Origin of the sequence: Shewanella sp. 2_MG-2023, assembly GCF_030548905.1 — a bacterium.
GTDB lineage: Bacteria > Pseudomonadota > Gammaproteobacteria > Enterobacterales > Shewanellaceae > Shewanella > Shewanella electrodiphila.
In genome coordinates this window covers 134,880-157,673 of record NZ_JAUOSO010000009.1, presented here as the reverse complement: position 1 = coordinate 157,673, position 22,794 = coordinate 134,880, and the positions used below count along the sequence as shown (strand labels likewise).

17 protein-coding genes and 1 pseudogene are annotated in these 22,794 nt (G+C 40.6%); 17 read left to right on the top strand and 1 reads right to left on the bottom strand.

Going from position 1 to position 22,794, the window contains the following annotated elements:
* Nucleotides 1–144: 144 nt before the first annotated feature.
* A complete protein-coding gene (locus Q4600_RS11065; protein WP_303524399.1) occupies nt 145–2,400 on the top strand; it encodes a TonB-dependent hemoglobin/transferrin/lactoferrin family receptor in 2,256 nt (751 codons plus the stop codon).
* A gap of 132 nt (nt 2,401–2,532) precedes the next feature.
* Here the strand turns inward: Q4600_RS11065 and pepE are convergent, their stop codons facing one another.
* Nucleotides 2,533–3,243, bottom strand: a complete 711-nt coding sequence (gene pepE, locus Q4600_RS11060; RefSeq protein ID WP_248955374.1) for a dipeptidase PepE — start codon at nt 3,241–3,243, stop codon at nt 2,533–2,535.
* A gap of 393 nt (nt 3,244–3,636) precedes the next feature.
* Here pepE and htpX point away from each other — a divergent pair.
* The 16 genes and pseudogenes from htpX (at nt 3,637) to Q4600_RS10980 (ending at nt 22,767) form a co-directional block, all read left to right on the top strand.
* Nucleotides 3,637–4,492 (top strand): annotated as a pseudogene (htpX, locus tag Q4600_RS11055) (protease HtpX).
* A 286-nt stretch (nt 4,493–4,778) separates the two neighbouring features.
* The gene (locus Q4600_RS11050) at nt 4,779–5,114 is read left to right on the top strand and encodes a cytochrome c3 family protein (protein ID WP_102529272.1); all 336 of its coding nucleotides are present in this window, start codon (nt 4,779–4,781) and stop codon (nt 5,112–5,114) included.
* Between the two features lie 387 nt (nt 5,115–5,501).
* Entirely contained in the window at nt 5,502–8,351 is a 2,850-nt protein-coding gene (locus tag Q4600_RS11045; protein ID WP_303516232.1) for a nitrate reductase, read from the top strand.
* On the top strand, nt 8,351–9,241 hold the full coding sequence (gene cobA, locus Q4600_RS11040) for a uroporphyrinogen-III C-methyltransferase (RefSeq protein ID WP_303516230.1): 891 nt from the start codon (nt 8,351–8,353) through the stop codon (nt 9,239–9,241). Before Q4600_RS11045 ends, cobA begins: the two co-directional genes overlap by 1 nt.
* Nucleotides 9,234–10,424, top strand: coding sequence for a glycosyl transferase (locus tag Q4600_RS11035; RefSeq protein WP_303516229.1), 1,191 nt, complete (start codon nt 9,234–9,236; stop codon nt 10,422–10,424). The genes cobA and Q4600_RS11035 overlap by 8 nt, the downstream gene beginning before the upstream one ends.
* A 59-nt stretch (nt 10,425–10,483) precedes the next feature.
* A complete protein-coding gene (locus tag Q4600_RS11030; RefSeq protein WP_303516228.1) occupies nt 10,484–11,113 on the top strand; it encodes an ANTAR domain-containing response regulator in 630 nt (209 codons plus the stop codon).
* A 334-nt stretch (nt 11,114–11,447) separates the two neighbouring features.
* Entirely contained in the window at nt 11,448–14,102 is a 2,655-nt protein-coding gene (gene nirB / locus Q4600_RS11025; RefSeq protein WP_303516226.1) for a nitrite reductase large subunit NirB, read from the top strand.
* Entirely contained in the window at nt 14,099–14,425 is a 327-nt protein-coding gene (nirD, locus tag Q4600_RS11020) for a nitrite reductase small subunit NirD (RefSeq protein ID WP_102529278.1), read from the top strand. Before nirB ends, nirD begins: the two co-directional genes overlap by 4 nt.
* An 11-nt stretch (nt 14,426–14,436) precedes the next feature.
* Nucleotides 14,437–15,903 carry a NarK family nitrate/nitrite MFS transporter gene (locus Q4600_RS11015; RefSeq protein WP_102529279.1) on the top strand — a complete coding sequence of 489 codons (1,467 nt, stop codon included), beginning with the start codon at nt 14,437–14,439 and terminating at the stop codon, nt 15,901–15,903.
* 115 nt (nt 15,904–16,018) lie between these two features.
* Nucleotides 16,019–17,875, top strand: a complete 1,857-nt coding sequence (locus Q4600_RS11010; protein ID WP_303516222.1) for a bifunctional protein-serine/threonine kinase/phosphatase — start codon at nt 16,019–16,021, stop codon at nt 17,873–17,875.
* Nucleotides 17,876–18,158: 283 nt separating this feature from the next.
* On the top strand, nt 18,159–18,707 hold the full coding sequence (locus Q4600_RS11005; RefSeq protein WP_102529280.1) for a hypothetical protein: 549 nt from the start codon (nt 18,159–18,161) through the stop codon (nt 18,705–18,707).
* A gap of 26 nt (nt 18,708–18,733) precedes the next feature.
* On the top strand, nt 18,734–20,050 hold the full coding sequence (locus Q4600_RS11000) for a hypothetical protein (protein ID WP_303516219.1): 1,317 nt from the start codon (nt 18,734–18,736) through the stop codon (nt 20,048–20,050).
* A 223-nt stretch (nt 20,051–20,273) separates the two neighbouring features.
* Entirely contained in the window at nt 20,274–20,906 is a 633-nt protein-coding gene (locus tag Q4600_RS10995) for a LuxR C-terminal-related transcriptional regulator (protein ID WP_102529282.1), read from the top strand.
* Nucleotides 20,903–21,493: a CsgE family curli-type amyloid fiber assembly protein gene (locus tag Q4600_RS10990; RefSeq protein ID WP_303516218.1), complete on the top strand. Its 591-nt coding sequence runs from the start codon at nt 20,903–20,905 to the stop codon at nt 21,491–21,493. The genes Q4600_RS10995 and Q4600_RS10990 overlap by 4 nt, the downstream gene beginning before the upstream one ends.
* A gap of 13 nt (nt 21,494–21,506) precedes the next feature.
* On the top strand, nt 21,507–21,914 hold the full coding sequence (locus tag Q4600_RS10985) for a curli assembly protein CsgF (RefSeq protein ID WP_102529283.1): 408 nt from the start codon (nt 21,507–21,509) through the stop codon (nt 21,912–21,914).
* A gap of 1 nt (nt 21,915) precedes the next feature.
* Nucleotides 21,916–22,767, top strand: coding sequence for a CsgG/HfaB family protein (locus tag Q4600_RS10980; protein WP_102529284.1), 852 nt, complete (start codon nt 21,916–21,918; stop codon nt 22,765–22,767).
* The last annotated feature ends 27 nt before the right edge of the window (nt 22,768–22,794 follow it).

Sequence of the window (22,794 nt, the reverse complement as noted above, 5' to 3'; positions counted from 1 at the left end):
GCGTATCAAGCTGAATCTTGCATAGGAATCATTATAAACAATTGATATTGGGATCGTGATCCCGATGTGAAATATTCTTCATGGTAGACTCCTGCGCCATTCAAGATGAGATTAATTCCTATTAAGCTTTAATTAAGGTTCGCGATGATGAAGCAGCTTTCAATCAAATTAATTAGCGCCGCCGTAGCCGCAGCGCTTGCGCCACAAGTAATGGCAGAGTCACAGGTTGTATCACAAGAAGAGATTAAACAATCTATCTCAAACTTCCATGAAGTGATTGTTATTTCGGGTTCACGTATGGAGCAAACGCTTGATCAAGTTGCGGGCTCTGTCGTTGTGATTGATGAAGAAGCCATTGCACGTAACATGAGCACTGATTTTTCAACGTTATTCAGAAATGAAGCGGCAGTTGATGTTAAAGGCGGTGCAGGTAAACCAAGCTCGGTGACAATCCGTGGTATTGGTGGTAACCGTGTGATGATGGTGAAAGATGGCGTTCGTGTGAATAACCAATATGCTTCACCATTAGGCCCAGGTGCTGAAGGTACTGGCCGTGGTTTAACTGAAGTTGAAGGCTTAAAACAAGTTGAAGTGTTAAAGGCTGCTGCATCCACCATGTATGGTTCAGACGCGCTTGGCGGTGTATTAGTGATGACATCTAAAGATGCTGATGACTATTTACGTGGTGAAGATTATTACTTCTCTGCGAATGCTGGTTATACCGGCATGAATGATGAATACAGCGCGGGTTTCACTAGTGCGTTTTCAGCAGGCAACTTTGATAACTTAGTAACGTATCAACGTCGTGAAGGTGAAGAGCAACAAAACTATGCCGAAACATTGCCTGATAGTGACTTGATCACAGATAGCCTTTTACTTAAAAGTAAGTATCACTTTAATGATGACACTAACCTGCAGTTAACAGTCGATTACATGAACCAGCAGTTAGACCGCTGGGAAAATAATCTAGATAAAGCAAGTTCGATTGATTACGACCGTCAAACTCAGTCTTTAAACACGTCATTGCGTCTTCGTTCTACTAAAGACCGTGTAATCCATGACAATGTAGATTTTGTACTTTATTACGGTAAAACAGACCAAAGTGAAAAGCGTGATTATTACGACGGCGCGCAAGGCGGTGCTCGTGATATTACCGAGCACAGAGACTACCAATTTGACGAATACCGTGTTGGTTTCGCCAGCACCTTCAGCAAATCATTATCGTTAACGGGTCACGATCACAACATCATTTATGGTGTTGATGTTGAGCAGTCAGAAATGAGTCGTCCACGTGATTATCAAGTTAAAGATGATAATGGTAATTGGTCGCCTTCTGAAACAGACACTTTCTCATTCGCTGATACTAAAAGCCTTCGAGTTGGCGCGTTCATTCAAGATGACATTACTTTTTATGATGGCAAGTTAAACGCGATTTTAGGTCTGCGTTATGACTACTTTAAAAACACGCCAGATCAAAACCAAGCTGAAGAAGCAGGCCGCGACCCAGCTGATTTCGAAGAAATGAGTGATGGTTTTTGGTCGCCAAAGCTAGGCCTTGTGTACCACATGACGCCAAACGTTAATGTGTATGCACAATATGCTTACGGCTACAAAATGCCGACGCCGGATCAAAAATGGGGTGAGCTTGAAGTGAAAGATGGCAAAATGCCATTCCCAGTAATGATCCAAGCAAACTATGATTTAGAGTCTGAATCAAGCCATACCATTGAGCTTGGTGTACGTGGTCATCATGGTGATACCCAGTATGAATTCACCACTTTCTATACCCAAGCCAATGATTACATCGATTGGGAGTTTGTTGGTTGTGGCGGTCCTTTAGGTTGTGTAATGCCTCGCTCACTTGAATACCAATATATTAACTATGATGAAGTAACCTTATATGGCGCTGAAGCATCATTTAGCCAGTGGTTTACTGATGAGATTGAACTTTGGGGTAACATTGCTTATACCCACGGCGAAGATCAAAACGGTGACTATTTAAATTCAGTCAGTCCGCTTAAAGGCAACGTTGGGGTTAATTATTATACTCATCTTGCCAATACAGAAATGGACTTTGGCTTAACAGTGCGTTTTGCTGACAGTATGGACCGCACAACAGAGTTAGATATTTTCCCACCGATTCCTGGTATGCCTGATATGGGCTTTAACGAAGTATTTAATACTGCTGGTTATGCCGTGGTTGATATCACCGCTAATTTTGTATTGAGTGATAATTGGACACTGCGTTCAGGTGTATTCAACGTACTAGACAAAGAATATACTGATTATGCCGATGTGGCAGGCCAATCTAAGTTCTTGATGTCTAACTTAGGTGTGACTGAAGAAACCTACAGCCAGCCAGGTCGTTATTTCAGTGTGAAAGTGAACTACACCTTCTAAAACGCAGAATTATTGCGGTTTATTGATTGAAAAAAGCCTTAAACTCTTACTGAGTTTAAGGCTTTTTGCTTAATTAGATTAGGCTTTTTGAATCAGATACTTGTTACTGTTTTATTCCAATTCTTGTTAATGTTAATCAAGGTAACTGCTCAAATCACTACCAACAGGAATAACGACTTCTTGTTGCTTGCCGTGAAATAAGTATGCCTCTTTATCACCCACAAGCGTTAATGTATCACCGCGGCGCCAAAGAGCTGTGCCTTCCTGTATGCCAATTACTGGAGTAATTGGGTCAACTAAGGTGAACTCTAGTAAACGCTGCGCGCGAGTTTCACCATTATGGCCGGGTGCTTGGTAATTAGTGTAATGAGGATTGAGTTGGAAAGGGAGCAGCTTTAAACCTGTAAATGATGCTGGTTCAACAATAGGCATGTCATTCGTGGTACGAATGCTTAAGCCAGTGATGTTTGAGCCTGCACTCCAGCCAATATAAGGCTTACCATTAGACACTTGTTCATTAATTAAATGAATTAAATCGTAGCGGTATAGCTCGTTTAATAATTGGAAAGTATTGCCGCCGCCAACTAGAATTCCATCAGCGTCTTTTATTGCTTGTTTAGGATCGCTGTATTGATGAATGCTGCTCACATTAATATTAAGTGGAGCTAAACCTTCGGTGACCATACTAAGGTATTGATCGTAATTAACACTCACGCCGGCATAGGGAATAAAGACCCATTTTTTAGCATGGGTTGTCAGAGGTTTGATGTACTCAATAGCATGGGCTAAATAATCGGTATTGCCTTCACGAGAGCTGCTTAACATCAATGCATTCATAGCCATGTAAAAATCCTTAACTGGTTAATTATTAACTTTTTATTCTTGTATATATCGATATTAACAAAGATTAATCGCTTTCCATAACTTAACTAATGACTTAGGTGTAAATTTTAAGATTAGATTAATGCTAGCTACCTAGACTCTGCGGCAAACAAGCGACACATTCAGGTTAGGTAAGGTTTGCTGTGATATTTTTCTATATCGTCGTTAATTAATTTTCAATTTTTAACTTCCTGCCCTTGAAAAACGATTTTTAGGACATATTATGTCATTAAGTGTTCATCAATTGTTTGAATAAGAAATTCGAAAGAGTGTAAACAGTACCGCGATTAACGCGAACTGATTGGTTCAAGCTATTTAAGTGTAAAGTGGCATTTGTGCCAGATAGGAGTTGTAATGTTACGTATTATGTTATTGATTGGAACTAACTTAGCAATCTTGCTAGTGGCTTCAATTGTTATGTCTCTACTTGGTGTCAGTACTTCAAGTATGAGCGGTTTATTAATTTTTGCTGCGATGTTCGGTTTTGGCGGCGCATTCATCAGTTTAGCTATTTCAAAATGGATGGCTAAAAAGACCATGGGTTGTGAAGTCATTACTTCGCCACGTGATAACACTGAGCGCTGGTTGGTTGAAACTGTTGCTCGCCAAGCAGAGCATCAAAATGCCTGAAGTGGCGATTTACCAGTCACAGGAAATGAATGCTTTTGCTACTGGCCCGAGTAAAGACAATGCATTAGTCGCGGTAAGTTCAGGCTTACTTTACGGTATGTCTCAAGATGAGATCGAAGGTGTACTTGCTCATGAAGTTAGCCACGTAGCTAACGGTGACATGGTGACACTGACGCTAATTCAAGGTGTTGTGAACACGTTTGTTATTTTTGCTGCCCGTGTGGTTGCTGGCATTGTGAATAATGTTGTTGCTAATAACAGTGAAGATGGTGAAGGCCTAGGCATGTTTGCTTATATGGCCGTTGTATTCGTCATGGACATGTTATTTGGTATTTTAGCATCAATGATCGTGGCTTACTTCTCACGTATTCGTGAATTTAAGGCAGATGAAGGCGCTGCAAAACTAGCTGGTAAGCATAAAATGATTGCTGCATTAGAGCGTTTAAAAACAGGCCCAGAAGCAGGCGCTATGCCAGCACAAATGTCAGCCTTAGGTATTAATGGTAAACGTTCAATGGCTGAGTTCCTAATGAGCCATCCGCCATTAGATAAGCGTATTAGCGCGCTTAAAAACAGTTAATATCTTAATATATCTAAAAAAAGGAGCCTGAAGGCTCCTTTTTTATTGCTTTCAATTTGCGCTTGAACGAGTAGAATAATGACCACTTTAATCTTGCGGATACATAAAGTAACGCATATTAAAGGGTTGAGCTGGTTGTTAGGTTTAAGTGGTTGCGCTTGCTGTTGCTAAATCAACCAGTGTTAGCTAAGTTTATAATGAGCAAATAAATGTCGTGCTGATAACCGATATCGAAAAAGTGACTTGATGATTACTTTCTCGATTATCACAAATGGAGGGTACTATAGTGAGCAATAAAATTCTTGTCGCATTGTTTGCAGCAGCTCTTGCTGTATTAACATTGTCATCGAATGCTTTTGCTGCTGATGAAAATCTAGCAGATTTCCACGCCGAAATGGGTGGATGTGAAAGCTGTCATGCTGACGGCGAACCATCAGCTGATGGTGAGTATGAGTTTGAACAATGCCAAAGCTGTCACGGAACACTTGCTGAAATGGATGATAATCACGCACCACATGATGGAATGTTAATGTGTGCCGATTGTCACGCACCTCATGACATGAATGTTGGTGATGTGCCAACATGTGACAGTTGTCATGATGATGGACGTTCTGCTCAGTAAATGAGATGAATCGACTGCTATTTTACATCGGCAACGCATATTGCTTATATAAGAGCGCTTGTACAAAACGATGCGAGATAGTGTAAAAAACGCCACAGATGTTGGCGTTTTTTTATACCTATTAATCTTAAGCTGGTTATTGTGATGAGGTTTTTTGCTCTAGATATGACTAATGCTATGAATTTGACTACCCCTAAAGAGGTATTTAAATTCATTTGTTTTCAATAGCTTGCGCAGGTTTGGTGCAAAATAATGCACTTGAGTTGCACACTTCTCGGTACTTCCTAGATTTCCTTTTGTTAAACCACTGTTAAATCATAACCTTAGTAATTGGCACAACTTTTGCGATGTTATTGACATAACATTTTGTCAGTAAAGGGAAGTTGCATGTCTAATATCCAATCGAGTTGTGCTTATTGTGGAGTAGGCTGTGGCGTTACTGTTTCTTTAAATTCAGGCTCGCATAAAATGGGTTTACCTGCTGCTGAGGCGCAAAAATCTGTTGATGAACTATTTGGCGATCAAGCTCACCCTGCCAATAAAGGTCAGCTTTGTGCTAAAGGTGAACGTCTTCTTGAAAGCTTGGTTCAACCCAATAGCTTACGTTACCCAAAACTTAAATCGGGTAAACCGACTTCCTGGGATTCAGCGTTAAGCACAATTGCTGAAACATTTACGCAAACCATTGCTGAGCACGGACCTGATTCGGTCGCATTTTATCTGTCAGGACAACTACTCACTGAAGATTATTATGTTGCCAATAAACTCGCTAAAGGATTTATTGGAACTGCAAACGTGGATACTAACTCCCGTTTATGTATGTCTTCTGCTGTGAGTGGCCACATGCGTGCATTTGGCGAAGATGTTGTGCCAGGGTGTTATGAAGATTTTGAGTTAGCCGATGTGATTGTGTTAGTTGGCGCTAATAGTGCGTGGACTCATCCTGTATTATTTCAACGCATGATAAAAGCCCGCGAACAACGGGGCACTAAAATTGTGGTTATCGATCCCGCGAAAACAGCCACCTCTAGCCAAGCTGATTTACATCTCCAAATTACGCCAGGTGTAGACTGCAAATTGTTCAATGGTTTATTGCAATTTATCGCGGATAACGATGCGACAGATTCAAATTATGTCGAAGCCCACACACAAGGGTTTGATGAGCTTCTTGCGCACTTGTCAAAAGACAAACTCAGTTATGACATTGACAACCTCGCTACAGAGTTAGGCCTTACAAGTAGCGAGCTTATTTATTTTTACCAACTCTTTATTGGCAACGATAAAGTGATGACAGCGAGTTGTCAGGGAGTTAACCAAACACTTTCAGGAACAGATACCACCAATGCGATGATTAACTGTCATTTGGCATTGGGTCATATTGGCCAGCCCGGCAGTGGTTTCTTTTCGCTCACAGGTCAACCTAATGCAATGGGCGGACGTGAGGTTGGCGGGTTAGCCACACAACTTGCTTGTCATATGGGCTTTTCAGATCCAGAACGTGAATTACTCGCAGACTTTTGGCAGGTAAATAATACCAAAAGTGTGATTGCAACAGAAAAGGGCTTAACCGCTGTTGAGCTTTTTGATGCGATGACAGAGGGTAAAATTAAAGCGGTATGGGTTATGGGAACAAACCCATTAGTATCTTTACCTAATACTGCAAAAATCAAACAAGCTTTTGATACTTGTCCTTTTGTGGTGGTGTCTGACATTACGCAAGATGCTGCAACGGCTAAGGAAGCTGATATTTTACTTCCTGCGTTAGGTTGGTCAGAAAAATGTGGCACAGTCACCAATAGTGAACGAACGATTACTCGTCAGCGCGGCTTTATGCCAGCTAAAGGAGAAGCCAAAGCAGATTGGTGGGCATTGGCTGAAGTCGGTAAATTAATGGGTTTTGAAAGCGCATTTGAATTTAGCAATAGTGCTGCTGTATTTAAAGAATTTGCGCAATTATCAAAAACAGTCAAAGCTCGCTTTCCTGAAAAACAATTTGATTTAACAGGCATGAGCGAATTAACCGATGCGCAGTATGATGCATTATTGCCAACCCAATGGCCTATATCAACGTCATCACAGCTTGGGCAATCCAATCAAAGGGTCTTTCAAACTGGGACGTTTTCAACCGCCAGCAATAAAGCACAATTTATCGCTACCAATGACAGCCAATCTACAGAAATTGTCAGTAAACATCAGGTTAAACTGAATAGTGGTCGTAGCCGTGACCAATGGCATACCATGACTCGTACGGGGCATATAGCCAGTTTACGCGCCAGTATTCCTGAGCCATTTATTGCAATACATCCAGTTAAACTTCAAGAGCTTAACTTATCTGAAGGTGACTTAATCAGTTTTAATGACAGCAATAAACATGCTTCAGCAAGGGTAGTAGCTGATGATAACCAAGCACCTGAAATTGCCTTTATGCCAATGCATTGGTCTTCACAGTTTTCAATTGGCCAAGGCGTGAATCAAGCATTATCCAGTGCTTACGATCCTGTTTCAAAGCAACCCGCATTTAAATGTCAAACCGTCTCTATATCAAAAGTTGAAACAGCTTTACAGGGGGTTATTTTTGGTGAGCATGATTCAGCGTTTAAAGGTGCATGTTGGAATGTTCAGCATACGCTTTCAACTGGGGAGTGTTACCACATTGCGTTTGCTGATGCAGAACAAGGTTTTGCATTCCAATCAACTGCGTATTCACTAAAGTGGACGGTTAGCTTAATTAGCCAGCAACTTATTCATGTTCAGTGCAACATCAATAAAGGCCTGCTGGTATCACTTAAATTATTAAGTAAAACCCAAGTTGAGGTGGCATTAGAACCCATGCATTTGTTAATTGGCAAAGAAGTGGATACAGGATTAATGCAGCAGTTACATCAGTTAATTAGAGCAGGTAACAGCCCATTAATATGCGCTTGTACAGGTGTAACTGAAGCAAAGATTCAAGATGCAATGCTGCAAAAGCTCGACAATATGGTGTTCAGTAAACGCAGCTCAGAAGCTAATGCAACGATTAACCAAGATGATTTTGATACGGCGCTTAATGAGACTCAATCTGCACTTGGCTGCGGTAAGCAGTGCGGAAGTTGTCACAGTGAAGTTGTGCAATGTGCCAGTGATATATGGTTGATTGGCCTTGAAGATATGGGTTTAGAAACTGCAGCGCTGAGCAATCAAGATACTGACGGCAAACAAAAGCAACGTAAATCAACACAAGAGGAGGTGGCGTGATGAGCCATTCATTTAATCAGTTAGTGAATTTTAACCAAGCTATCACTTCTGTTAACGAATCGAGTGCTAACATCTTAGGCGCTGGCGAAGTCGAAATTGTAGGCGCAGGCTGTGGACAGTTAGATCTCATGACCATTAAAGCCGCGCGTATTGTATCGCAAGCTGAAGCTTTGGTTTATGACAGCTTAGTCAGTAGCGATATCCTTTCTTTAGTGTCACCAGATTGCCAACGTCACTTTGTTGGAAAGCGTTGTGGCCAACCTAGCTACAAGCAGGATGATATTAATGCCTTACTTGCAAAACTTGCGCTGCAAGGATTAAAAGTTGTGCGTTTAAAAGGTGGCGACCCACACATTTTTGGCCGCGGCGCTGAAGAGTCGTTATATCTTGCTAAAAAAAGCATTGTCAGTCGATTCACTCCAGGGGTGACAGCGGCTTTAGGTTGCGCATCAACAACTGGCATACCATTAACCTATCGAGGCACTGCACGCTCGGTTACTTTGGTGACAGGAACTCGTTTTATCAGTGAAGGCAATCATCAAGCCCCCACACAATGGAAAGCATTACTTGCTGCGGAATCGACCCTCGTATTTTATATGGGAAAAGAGCAAGCTACTGCAATTTCACAAGGCTTAATGGCCGTCGATGCACCAGCTGAATTATCTGTTGCGTTTGTTACCAATGGTGGCAGACCTAATCAGTTAGTCACGTTTGCAACCGTGAGCAATATGGCTGACAAAGCCAGTTTAATTAAAGACAGTGGCCCGACGTTAATTATTATTGGTGAAGTGGTTGCTGTAGGGCAAGAGCTGACTGAATTACTTAATAATATTGATCGCAGTGCAGATGCATTTGGCCGTTATGACATGGCAGAGGTTGTTAATGGTTGAGCAACACACACAGGCAATGCTCGAATCTGAAGATTTTGATCATCGTAAATTAGTTAAAACATTGGGTAAAGGCATCAAAGGTAGTCGCAGCTTAAATTTTGCTGAAGCTTCTCATCTGATAACCGCATTTGCTAAAGGCGATGTTTCAAGCAGTCAAATGGCTGCAGCGATGATGTTAATGCGGGTTCGTGGTGAATCAATCGAAGAATTAGCGGGTGTCGCTGCCGGACTTAAAAAGTTAGTTTCCGCAGAATGGCAATCCGTTAAGGCCGATATTGACTGGCCCGTTTATGCTGGTAAAAGAGAGCAATTACCTTGGTTATTGTTAGCGGCTAAAACCTTAGCCAAAAATGGTCAAACCATTATTTTACACGGTGATAGTCAATCATTGCCTCACCGACGACATGTTGAAGGGTTTATTTCTGCATTAGATATCCCGCGTTGTTTTACCGCCGAACAAGCGAAAGTCAATCTTGCTAGTTCAGGGATCATATACGTTAACTCCGCAGATATTGTTCCGGTATTAAATGATTGTCGCCGTTTGCATCAAGAATTAGGTTTACGCAGCTTGATCCAGATGTCAGTGCGCTGCATCAACCCAACCAATTCGCCGTTCAGTTTACGCAGTTATTTTCATCCAGGTTTAGATAAACAGCACCAACAAGTAGCATCATTATTGGCTGAAAATCACTTGCCTAGCGCAGTAGGTAAACCACCGAGTATTGTGATTTTTAAAGGCTTGCAGGGTGAAACCGAAATAAATCCTCGAGTAGCGACTCAAGTGAGCATGCTTCGTTTTAGTGCTAAAGGTTCAACGTTTTTACCTCAAAGCACTCAGTTTGAATTACCCACTCGACTCGAAGCTTTTGTTGGTGCAAAAGTCGGTCAGTCTGATTTACCTGCTTACTTACTTGCACAACTATGGCGCGGATCTGACATTGAAGAAACTGATTTGACTGACTTACAGTTACAGCAAGCAATCAGCAGTATAACTGCAACTATGGCATTGGTTTATGTCTTATTGTCGCCTTCATTAACTATTGATAAATCGATAAAAAGAGCGAACAAAGATTGGCTGCTTCGTAACAATAGTAACTCTTTGAAAAATACATTCAGTCAGCCTGATGAAATGTTTATGTTCTCGTTCATTGCTAATGCAAATTTTTGTGAACAAAGAACATGAAGCAACTGAACTTAACGTTATCAAATTTGTTGTTTAACCAGAAAGTTAGGAGCTAGCCCATGGTTAATTTAGTTTATCGTGATCCTTCGTTTAAAAACGAAAATTTGTTTATTGATTGCATGTCTGAACTGAGCAGTGAAGAGCCTTGTATCGAGATGACATCATTGAGTCAATTAGAGCGCCAAGCCTTGAAAGGTAATGGTTTATGTTTGGTTTTTTTCACTGAAGCATTACAACCATTACAGCAAGTGTTTATTGAACGACTACTGGCAAGTACTGCGTTGCCGATCATTGTCAATGCATACTCTTGGGATGAAACGCATCTCGAGAATTTACTGAAATGTGGTCGAGTCACTTTTGTGCCAGAAAAAATGACCCCAAAGCGATTAAACTCTTTAGTTGGCCTCGCTAAAATTCGTTTTAACAGTGCCTCTAATATGCTGGAGAAAGTCAAACTGCTTGACGCGCAATGCACTGGATTAAAGCAATTATCTAAAGCAAAGTCACTTTTACAAACACAAGGACTTTCTGAGTCTCAAGCACATGAATTAATTCAGAAACAGGCAATGAGTAAAAGCATCAGTTTGGCTGACATGGCACAACAAGTCATTATTGCAGCGCAACAACTTGAGGCAAAGAAAATGCATCAATTTGGTGCGAATGCTCCTGCGGTGAACAAAGAAGCGTAAAGTTGTTAACAGGAAGCTTTAATATTTCACATAAAATCAGAAGCTTAAGTTAATTTATTGATTGGCATAGTCAATGCAATAGTCAATGCAATAGTCAATGCATTAGTTAGGTAAAGCATAAAGTGTTAAGCGTAATCATTAATTTAATCATGATGAGTGTTACCGCAGGCAATGGCGTCTGAATAACTCGAACTTGAATTCGTTATCATCATGCATGTTATTTAGTTTATATTTTTAAAATTTAAAATTTGAATCTTAGGCAAAGGCGCCATCTCTGTTTATTCAGAGAGTGGCGCCTTTTTGTTTTCAATTCAAAATAAAAAAGGAGCCTACGATGGCTGATTCAACAGGAACGTCGAATTCAACGAAACTGACAAGTGTAAAACCAAAACTTGTTGTGATCGGAAATGGCATGGTCGGGCACCATTTTATTGAGCAGTTATGCACTCAAGGCTTACAAAATCAATTTGATATTGAAGTTTTTGGTGAAGAGCCACGTCCAGCATATGACCGTGTGCAGTTATCTAAGTATTTTGAAACCGGCAGCGCTGATGAGCTGATGTTGACAAGTGCGCAAGATTATCAAGATTGGGGCGTAAAATTACACCTCGAAACCCGTATTACAGCACTTGATACAGCAAATAAAACCCTTACTACTGAAGATGGCGTAACAAGCACTTATGACAGCTTAGTGTTGGCAACGGGTTCATATCCTTTTGTACCGCCGATTAACGGTAATGATCGTGAACGCTGTGTGGTTTATCGTACCATTGAAGATTTACAAGATATTGAAGCCGCAGCCAGCCAGTCTAAAGTGGGTGTGGTTGTAGGTGGTGGCTTATTAGGGTTAGAAGCCGCAAATGCCCTTATGGCATTGGGTGTGACCACTCATGTTGTTGAGTTTGCACCGCAATTAATGCCTGTACAGTTAAATGACAAAGCTGGCGATTTACTGAAAAGCAAAATTAATGAGCTGGGTGTTTCTGTTCATACTTCAAAAGCGACGACGGCGATTGTTGATGGCGAGTCAGCCATGCACCGTATGACATTTAATGATGACACTTTCCTTGAAACCGACATGATTGTGTTTTCAGCTGGTATTCGCCCCCAGGATGCATTAGCGCGTTCAAGTGGTTTAGCCATGGGCGAGCGCGGCGGTATTACCATTGATGATAACTGCTTAACTTCTGCACCAGACGTATACGCCATTGGCGAATGTGCATTATGGCAGAATCGAATTTTTGGCCTAGTTGCACCAGGTTATCAAATGGCGCGTGTTGCAGTGTCACATATCGCAGCCAGTGCTAATGAGGTAGATTCAACGACGACATTTACTGGCGCAGACATGAGCACCAAGCTTAAATTACTGGGTGTGGATGTTGCTGCAATTGGTGAAAGTCGCGGCTTTGAAAATGCGCAGTTTGTTGAGCTGTCAGATAACCAGTCTGGGATTTATAAAAAGCTGTGGCTAGACGAAACTGGCAAGTATTTAAAAGGTGCTGTGCTTGTTGGTGACAACAGCGATTATAACCGTCTATTAGATTGTTACCTTTCACAAGATGAAATTGAAGGTAATGCGGTTGAATTACTGATGACAGGTGATGAATCTGCGGTTGAATTAAAAGACACATCAATCATCTGTTCTTGTCATCAAGTGACTAAAGCTGACATTGTTAATTCAGTGAAAGAAGGCAATCACACCATTGCAGAAATTAAGTCTTGTACACGTGCAGCATCAGGTTGTGGCGGTTGTTCAGCGCTAGTAAAACAAGTGATGGATCAAGCATTGATTGCTGAAGGCGTGGAATGTAACACCGGTATTTGTGAACATTTTGAGCATGATAGACAGTCGCTTTATCATTTATGTCAGGTAGAGAAAATTACTGACTTTGACACCTTAATTACCAAGCACGGTAAACAATCCCCAACAGGTCAGCGAACTACTTTTGGTTGCGACCTTTGTAAGCCTGCTGCCGCTTCAATCTTTGCTTCATTACAAAATAAATATGTATTAAACCAAGAAAGCAGTCATGTGCAGCTTCAAGACACTAATGATGCCTATTTAGGTAACTTACAAAAAGACGGTACTTACTCCGTTGTGCCACGTGTCGCGGGCGGTGAAATCACGCCAGATGGCTTAATTGCTATTGGCGCTGTTGCAAAAGAATTTGACTTATATACTAAGATTACTGGCGGTCAACGTATTGATATGTTTGGCGCAAAATTGTCAGACTTGCCGATTATTTGGCATAAACTCATTGATGCAGGATTTGAGACAGGTCATGCCTACGGTAAATCACTGCGAACGGTTAAATCTTGTGTGGGAAGCACATGGTGTCGCTATGGCGTTCAAGATTCAGTTGGTACTGCGATTGATTTAGAGAATCGTTATAAAGGCCTGCGTAGTCCTCATAAGATTAAGTTTGCTGTTTCGGGTTGTACTCGTGAATGTGCCGAAGCGCAGAGTAAAGATATCGGTGTGATTGCAACAGACAAAGGCTGGAACTTGTATGTAGCGGGTAATGGCGGAATGCGCCCGCGCCATGGTGATTTATTTGCTACAGATTTAGATACCGAAACCTTAGTTAAATACATTGATCGAGTTTTAATGTTCTATATTAAAACGGCAGACAAGCTTCAACGTACGTCTGTTTGGATGGAGTCGTTAGAAGGTGGTCTTGAATACCTGCAGTCAGTCGTAATTGAAGATCGCCTAGGCATTGCTGCAGAACTTGATGCACAAATGAATAATGTCGCTGATACCTACCAGTGTGAATGGAAGACCAGTCTTGAAAAACCAGAATTTTTATCTCGCTTTAATGAGTTCGTTAACCCTGATGCTAAACCTGATGGTGAAACGCACTTATATGAACGAGTTCGTGATCAACGTTTCCCGTTAAGCCCTGAACCTTCAGGTGCCGGAAATATTGCGATTAAAGACATCACCACTGAACAAAACGAGCAAGCGGTAGCGGAGGAATTAGTATGAGTTGGGTAAACGTGTGTAATGAGTCTACTTTGCCTCAAGGAACCGGTGTTGCAGCTTGGGTTGCAGGAAAAGCCGTCGCAATATTTGATTTGGGTCAACATGGTTTATATGCCATTGATAATGTTGACCCTGCTACTGGCGTGAGCTTATTAGCGAGAGGATTAATTTGTGATATGGAAGGGGTGTTATGTGTCGCATCACCGCTTTATAAACAACATTACAGCCTTGAAACGGGTATTTGTATCGAAGATGAAGCGTTAGTGGCTTCTCCCTATGAAATTAAAAAAGAAGCTGGTCAAGTTCTGATCTTGGCTAAGTCATAAGGGGCCTTTGTATGAGTGCTGAAAAATTTAACTTATTTTCGTTTTCGGGCAAGATGAAAACGCTGCATTTAAGCTGGATGGCTTTTTTTATCACCTTTGTAGTTTGGTTTAATGCTGCGCCTTTACTTAGTGTGATTGCAGATACCTTAGGTCTGACTACATCACAAATAAAGACCCTGCTCATTTTAAACGTGGCGTTAACGATTCCAGCTCGAATTATCATTGGTATGGTGACGGATAAATATGGCCCTAGGCTCACTTACTCAGTGTTAATGGGTGTGTGTTCGATACCGTGTTTTATGTTTGCAGTAGCAGATACCTTTGAGCAGTTAGCTTTAGCGCGTTTTTTAATTGGTTTTATTGGCGCGGGTTTTGTGATTGGGATCCGTATCGTTAGTGAATGGTTTCCAGCGAAAGAGCTTGGCACTGCTGAAGGAATTTACGGTGGTTGGGGTAATTTTGGTAGTGCAGCAGCGGCATTTACTTTACCTGCTATCGCCATATTTTTTGGTGGTGAAGATGGTTGGCGCTATGCCATTGGCCTAACAGGCTTGATGAGTTTAGTGTTTGCTTTTGTTTATTATTTTAATGTCACCGATACACCCAAAGGTTCGACTTATTTTAAGCCTAAAAAAGCAGGTGGCTTGGAAGTCACCAGTAAAGGTGATTTTGCTTTACTGATCTTCATGAAAATCCCTATGTATGCAACCCTTGCGTTACTTGCTTGGAAGCTTTCTCCTGCTGGCGTCAGTATGCTAGATGAGCAAACCACTAACATTATTTATGCTGCGTTGGTAGGAGTATTCTTTGTCGATTTGTATCAGACTTATCAGGTTAACAAGGATATTTTTGTTAAAGAAGTGCCTGAATTTGAGCGTTATCCATTTAAGCAAGTAGCGGTATTAAATGTGTTGTACTTCACCACATTTGGCTCTGAATTGGCAGTGGTGTCAATGTTGCCGTTATTTTTTGCGGAAACATTTGGTTTGGGTATGGCACAAGCAGGTATGGTCGCTTCAAGCTATGCCTTTATGAACTTAATGTCTCGTCCTGGCGGTGGTTGGTTAAGCGATAAGTTTGGCCGCAAAAATACCTTATTAATTTTAACTGCGGGTTTAGCGGTGGGTTATTTTGCCGTCGGGCAAATTGATGGCACTTGGTCATTACCAGTTGCAATTGTGGTGGTTATGGCTTGTTCTTTCTTTGTACAAGGTGGCGAAGGTGCGGTATTTGCTGCAGTTCCTTTGATTAAGCGTCGTTTAACTGGCCAGATTGCGGGTATGACAGGCGCATATGGTAATGTTGGTGCAGTATTCTTTCTGACCGTTTATTCGATGGTACCCACATCAACCTTTTTCTATGTGATTGCTGTGAGTGCCGTACTTGGATTTATCACTTTATTCTTTATGGCAGAACCTAAAGGTCATATGACAGAAGTTAATGAAAAAGGTGAGGTGACATTAATCAGTGTTAACTAAAGCGCTAGGTTAATCATCATAAAGCATTGAACCGGCCCTAGTGTTTAAGCTTTTATACCAACAGCTAACACCGTATTGTATTCACTTTACGGTGTTAGACTTTTAAAGGATTGAGATGCAATTGAATCTTAAACAAAATGTAGAGTCTGAAACTGATGCTATGACAAAACATGAGACTAGCCGTTCTAAAATCACATCTAAGTCGATTCAAACTAGCCCAGAAAAACAAGAACAATTACCCATCTCTGGCGCATTAGCAGTGTTTGCTGGACAAGTCTCGAGCAAAGGCCGTAAACCAGAAAACGAAGATGCAATTGGGATTAAAATACCTACGGGATTGACCTTAACGACAAAAGGAATTGTGAGTGTCATCAGCGATGGAGTGAGTGCGGCTGAAGGTGGTGCCAAGGCATCTGCTATTAGTGTGTCTAACTTTATCGCTGATTACTATTCAACACCTGAGTCTTGGAGCGTATTGACTTCCAGTACCCGTGTTTTAACAGCATTAAATCGCTGGCTTTATGGGTTAGGTCAAGACTATCGTGATGCGCGTAAAGGTTACGTTTGTACCTTCAGCGCATTAGTATTTAAATCTTGCTCGGCGCACATGTTACATGCTGGTGATTCAAGAATTTATCGTTTTCGCCAAGGTCAACTTGTTAAACTTAGCCGTGATCATAGTACTTCTATTAATGAATTTACCAGTTACTTAACCCGTGCGTTAGGGATGGATGTCAATTTAGAGGTGGATTACAAACAATTTAATATTGAGCTTGATGACATATATTTGCTAACCACGGATGGAATTCATGATGTGGTGACCGATCATGAATTATTAAAAAGTTTAGTAAAATTTCAACAGAGTAGCCCTTTATTAACAGATGATGCCTGTGAAACCTTTTGTCAAAACCTAGTCGATAAAGCTTATGAGTTGGACAGTGGCGATAATTTAAGTGCACAACTTATCAGCATAAAACAATTGCCCACCCAAGCAATCGATGATGTATACCAAAAACTGTCTAGTCGTCCATTTCCGCCACCCATGGAGGTTGGCATGAAGCTGGATGATTATGAAGTCACTAAGGTGCTTCATCAAAGTCAGCGAAGCCAGGTGTATATTGTACAAAATAAGCTGGGCGAAGAACGCTGCATGAAAACCCCATCGGTTAATTATATTGATGATGCTGCTTATATTGAGCGTTTTATGCTTGAAAGTTGGATTGGCCACCGAATAAGTAGTCAGCATGTGGTGAAAGTCGTCGATCACCACCTTAATAAGTCAGCGTTATATTATCTTACTGAATACTTACAAGGCTTAAGCCTCGCCGATTGGATGGTGCAGCATCAACGTGGCCCAGTTGAAGATGTGCTGCAGTTATTAAAACAAATTGAAACTGGCATTCGTGCGTTTCACCGTAAAGAAACCCTTCATCAAGATTTGAAACCTGACAATATCTTTATCACTCGTGAAGGTGTGGTTAAAATTATTGATTTTGGCGCCTGCCATATAAAAGGTATAGCTGAAATTAATACACCACTTAAACGCGATCAAATTCTTGGCACCGCTGACTATACCTCGCCTGAAGTGATCTTAGGTTATCAATCAGATGGTAGGGCAGACTTATTTTCATTTGCAGTCATAGCTTATGAAATGCTAGCGGGTGAACCACCTTTTAAAGGTCAATTAGCCAAGTGTCATAGTCGAAATGATTTTGTTAAATTATGCTATGTGCCTGTGTATAAAACCAACCCTATGGTGCCAGAGTGGATGGATAAAGCATTAGAAAAGGCTTTATCAGTTGAGCCATCATTACGTTTTGTTGACACCAATGAGTTCATTCACGCCTTAACTACGCCCAGTCAAACCGACTCTAAAACCTTCACTCCTTTTATTCAAAGAAACCCAATTAAGTTCTGGCAAAGTACGTGCGCAACTCTGCTTATATGGGTTATGTACTTACTGCTAAGTTGACTTATTTGAATGCAATAGAGTTTGATAAAGTTTGATGCTTCTTGCCGTCTATAGTTTCTTCCTCATTCTTTCGTAATATCCCCTTTAAGTAACTCAATAATTTTTTTGCCTTTAATAACAGTTTGTTATCTCTATTAGTGCTATTTGTCAGTCTAGTACTAAAGTGGGGGTTGAGAATTTTTTTAACCTATTGGTATAGCTCCCTTTAATACTCGGGGCGGATTTAAAAGTTCATATATCAAGTCATAATTGATATACATCGAAAAACAAGGAGGCAGGAAGCATGACCTTGAATAAGTGTTCAATCTGCAATGGATATAATGCGAATTTTCGTATGTTTCAAATGGCCGTATTAAGTGCTATTGGATTGTGCTTATCATTTCCGAGTTTTGCAGGTCAAGATATCAGTGAGATTGATGAATTGTCCCATGGGTTTAACGAGGCAACAATTACGCAGTTTGGTTGGTCTAATGACTTGATTGTAAGTCAGTCTGGGCAAGGTAATGTGGCAAACGTGAATCAATTTGGTCAAAGCAACTTTCTTAATGTACAGCAACAAGGGCAAGAAAATAGCGCAGAAGTAATACAAACTGGTGCTTATTTAGAATTACAAATAATGCAAATAGGGACAAATAATACAGCGTTTGTTGGGCAAGGTGGGGTTGGTTCTTCTATCGATTTATATCAAGAAGGAGATTACAACAATGCTGAAGTAACCCAAGCTGGTTTCTATAACAATATTGAGATCAACCAATTAGGCTCAAATCACGATATAACGTTTCATCAGGTGGGTGCTTTTAAGAATTACCAAGTAACCCAAGGAAATCTTTAATTTAATTCAGTAAAGGGAAAGACGACATGAAATATTCAAAATTAGCAATACTTGTTTCGGCAGCGGTTTTAGCATCTTCTGTTAATGCATCTAGCGATGATAATGAAGCATGGGTTGAGCAGATGGGGACGAACCAGTCTGCAACTGTAACGCAAGTCGTAAATAGCATGGATAATGATGCGACTATTATGCAGTACGGCTCTGACAGTGTTGCAAGTATTGAACAAGCTGATACCACTAATTCACATGCTTTTATTACCCAAGATGGTTCTGAAAATATGGGTAGTGTTTATCAGCATGACGCAACAGATTCTGCAACAGCGACAATTACGTCAGTTGGTGCTGGTAACTTAGCAACAGTTGAACAAAGATTTAATAACGGCCTTGATGCTGCAGCCACTGTTACTCAAATGGGTGATAACAACTGGGGTCGTATTATTCAAGATAGTGGTGATACAGCTAATTCAACAATTAATCAGTATGGTAATGATGATTATGCAGCTGCAGTAAATACTCAATCAGATAATGCTGTGGCAACGATTAATCAATATGGTGGCGGTTCTGGCTTTAATAGAGCTGCGATTGTTCAAGTTGTTTCTAATGCTGCTGTCGGTACTGTTAATCAAACTGGCTCAGGTAATGATGCATTAATAGGGCAACGAACTGACAACCATTTGTTAGGTGCAGGTAGTGATGATACTTCTGCAGTCATTACTCAAACGGGTAACGATAACATTGCAGCGACTGCTCAAGATTTCTCTATCTCAAATATGGCTACCGTTGTTCAGACTGGTAATGCGAACACCGCAGTTACTGCACAATTAGGTGATAATAATGAAGCTTCTGTAACTCAAAATGAAGATTCTAATGAGGCAGGGGTGGCACAATCAGGGACTGATAATACTGCTACCGTGGTACAAACTTCTACACCTGGCGGTTTAGGTAACATGGCTTCTTCGCAACAGTTTGGTGCTGGTGACCAAGCAACATTAACCCAAACTGGTGATTTAAATACCGCTGAAAACGAACAGTACGGTGCAGGCGATATGGTTAACGTTACTCAAGCTGGTAATGACAACTATTCATTCACTTTGACTGATGATTTAGGTTCTACAGTTGATTTAGTTCAGACTGGTGATTTAAATGAATCATATGCTGGTGCAATAATGGGTGACTCTAACACTGTTTCAGTTATTCAAACAGGTGAAGGCAACCTTTCATTCGCTGGTGGTTACATGAGTTCAGGTAGTACTGTATCGGTATCTCAAATAGGTAATGGTAACAGCTCATTTGCAGTAACCTCAGGTGCGGGTAACAACATTACGGTTAACCAAGGCATGTAATATCGTAATACTTTCGTCTATTGGAGTAAGTAAAAACACCCGTTAGGCTAATAGTTATTACATATCTACCTTGATAATATTTAACAAGAGCTAGTACGTTGTTAAGTGCTAGCTCTTTGCTTTACAAGTTAATGTTATCTGTACTTGGATTGTCAGATTACCTTGTAAATGATTTATCAATACATGTTCAATTTAATCATCTAGTCACAATGGAGTGTAATTAATGTTTAAAGTTGTCAATTGGATGATAGTTTCTCGTTCTCAGTTATTAGTTGATTTATTAGACTGTCGTTGGCCGCAAGAGTTTCTTGTGAAGTTAGCTAAAGCCACCCCAGCAACAATGAGTTCGCAACTGTCATCTCATCAAAATTCTCTAGTCGTATTTGATTTAGCGACAATTGACTTACAGCAGGTCTATCAATTACAAAAATTGATAGAAAGGGAACATTATGCTGTAAAAACTGTTTTTTTAAACTTTCCTAAGCAAGTCGATGCAAAATTTCTAATTCATCCTGCTACAACTGCCGGTGTTTTTTACTGTGATGCAGAATTAAGTCAAGTTAGTAGTGGATTAAATGAAATATTGAAAGGAAGAAGTATTATTCCGAATGATTTACATAAATCATTATTGAGTGATATTGCTGATGATGAGAGTGAGCACTTGACGATTAGAGAAAGGGAAGTGCTACAAGCTTTACTATCAGGTAGCACAAACTTGGATATTGCTAACCAACTGTTTGTCAGTGAAAGTACCATTAAAACACATTTATATCGTGCTTTTAGAAAAATAGGTGTTTCAAGTCGAGGCCAGGCAATTGCTTGGGCACAAACTCATATGCATGAGGTTAGAGTATGAAAAACATCAATTTGATGTTTTTAACACTATTAATTTCAGGCAACGTACTTGCTGAAAACTCTTCTGTATCTCAATCTGTGGATACAGTAGAGACCATCAATAAAGCTCCAAATGAAGTGATTGATCAAACACAGGCTCAACGTCAAGAAGATGCTAAAGAGCCTGTAACCTCTGCTACAGATAAAAATATACAAAAAGAAATTAAAGTAAAACCTCAAGATACGAGTGATTCTATTCCTAAAGATGAAACTGACTTAATCGATGGACTCATTCTAAATCGTGCAATGACACGTCTTGGGCATCGTTTTTATCGTCAGTTTGTCGGGGCTTATAGAGATATTGGCGGAATAACGAAACATTCAGGCATTACTATTATCGAACAAGCTACTGCCAGAAGCGGTAGTAAAATGTTGATTCAACAGAATCGAAAAACTATTTTCGTCACCTTTGTTTCCCCAATCAGTAGAAACTTGGATGATCAAGCAAATTATGCTGCGAAAAGAGTTAACACAGTGATTAAACAGGAAAATGAACGGGCGCTTTTGGGAGCTTTTTTAGACCCAGACTTAGCTCCCGATGAAATATAGGCAGGGACCGCACATGAAAAAAATATTATTTACCTCCGCGGCGTTAGTTTTTTCGGCAAATATTAGCGCCACTCAGTTAGTTTATACTCCGGTTAATCCGGCTTTTGGTGGTAGCTACTTAAATGGTCAGTATTTATTAAATAATGCACTTGCTCAAAATGATCATGAGCCTGAATCTTCAGGTGGAACGGGATATGTCGCGCCAACAGCTTTGGAACGTTTAGCAAGTTCGTTAGAATCTAGGTTAATGTCTCAACTCTTTAATGATGCAGCTAATGGTAATGAAGGTTATCTTAAAACCGATGATTTCGAAATTAACGTTGTTAATGAAGATGGAACGTTACTCGTACATATTACAGATCTACTAACGGGTGAAACGACGATAATCGAAGTCGGCGGCCTAGTGTCTACAGGAGGATAAAATGAATAAGATTTTAGTCAGTTTATTTCTTCTTTCGTTAACAGCATGTTCTTCTGTTGATGATGAGTTTGCAGACATAGACGCAACATCGAGTTTAATGCCAAAAGGTGAGACTTACTACGATTTGGTCAGCTTGCCTTTTCCTCAAGGTGCCATGATTGCTGCAGTTTATGACTTTAGAGATCAAACAGGTCAATATAAACCAATTCCGTCTAGTAACTTTTCAACTGCTGTGCCGCAATCTGGAACTGCATTTTTAGCGCAATCATTGAATGATTCTGCATGGTTTATACCTGTTGAGCGAGAAGGGCTGCAAAACTTATTAACCGAGCGTAAAATTTTACGTGCTGGATTAAATGGCAATAAAAATAAACTGCCTCAATTAAACAGCGCCCAAGTATTGATGGAAGGCGGTATTGTTGCTTATGACACTAACATCAAAACAGGTGGTGCTGGCGCGCGATATTTAGGTATTGGCGCTTCTGGTCAGTATCGTGTGGATAGTATTACTGTAAACCTACGTGCGGTTGATATTCGAACTGGTCGCCTTTTAAGTAGTGTTACTACAACTAAATCGGTAATTTCAAAAGAAATCACCGCTGGTGTATTTAAGTTTATTGACGCTCAAGATTTACTAGAAGCTGAAGTCGGTTACACCTCAAATGAACCTGTAAGCCTTTGTGTTGTGTCAGCGATTGAAAGTGCTGTAGTACATTTAATTGCAGATGGTATTTGGAAAGGTGCTTGGAACTTAGGTGATTCTGTCACAGGTCTGCAAAATGAAACTTTGCAAAAGTATTGGTTAGAAGCCCACAGTGAAGCCAGAGTGAGTGCAAGAATTAAGCGCGGCTAACACACGTTAAAGCTCCATTATTTACAG

Bases quoted from the DNA above. Each gene is read 5' to 3' on its own strand.
- Q4600_RS10980 (WP_102529284.1), top strand. From the start codon at position 21,916: ATGAATAAGATTTTAGTCAGTTTATTTCTTCTTTCGTTAACAGCATGT.
- Q4600_RS10985 (WP_102529283.1), top strand. From the start codon at position 21,507: ATGAAAAAAATATTATTTACCTCCGCGGCGTTAGTTTTTTCGGCAAAT.
- Q4600_RS10995 (WP_102529282.1), top strand. From the start codon at position 20,274: ATGTTTAAAGTTGTCAATTGGATGATAGTTTCTCGTTCTCAGTTATTA.
- Q4600_RS11065 (WP_303524399.1), top strand. From the start codon at position 145: ATGATGAAGCAGCTTTCAATCAAATTAATTAGCGCCGCCGTAGCCGCA.
- Q4600_RS10990 (WP_303516218.1), top strand. From the start codon at position 20,903: ATGAAAAACATCAATTTGATGTTTTTAACACTATTAATTTCAGGCAAC.
- nirB (WP_303516226.1), top strand. From the start codon at position 11,448: ATGGCTGATTCAACAGGAACGTCGAATTCAACGAAACTGACAAGTGTA.
- Q4600_RS11030 (WP_303516228.1), top strand. From the start codon at position 10,484: ATGGTTAATTTAGTTTATCGTGATCCTTCGTTTAAAAACGAAAATTTG.
- Q4600_RS11035 (WP_303516229.1), top strand. From the start codon at position 9,234: ATGGTTGAGCAACACACACAGGCAATGCTCGAATCTGAAGATTTTGAT.
- pepE (WP_248955374.1), bottom strand. From the start codon at position 3,243: ATGGCTATGAATGCATTGATGTTAAGCAGCTCTCGTGAAGGCAATACC.
- cobA (WP_303516230.1), top strand. From the start codon at position 8,351: ATGAGCCATTCATTTAATCAGTTAGTGAATTTTAACCAAGCTATCACT.
- nirD (WP_102529278.1), top strand. From the start codon at position 14,099: ATGAGTTGGGTAAACGTGTGTAATGAGTCTACTTTGCCTCAAGGAACC.
- Q4600_RS11015 (WP_102529279.1), top strand. From the start codon at position 14,437: ATGAGTGCTGAAAAATTTAACTTATTTTCGTTTTCGGGCAAGATGAAA.
- Q4600_RS11005 (WP_102529280.1), top strand. From the start codon at position 18,159: ATGACCTTGAATAAGTGTTCAATCTGCAATGGATATAATGCGAATTTT.
- Q4600_RS11010 (WP_303516222.1), top strand. From the start codon at position 16,019: ATGCAATTGAATCTTAAACAAAATGTAGAGTCTGAAACTGATGCTATG.
- Q4600_RS11045 (WP_303516232.1), top strand. From the start codon at position 5,502: ATGTCTAATATCCAATCGAGTTGTGCTTATTGTGGAGTAGGCTGTGGC.
- Q4600_RS11000 (WP_303516219.1), top strand. From the start codon at position 18,734: ATGAAATATTCAAAATTAGCAATACTTGTTTCGGCAGCGGTTTTAGCA.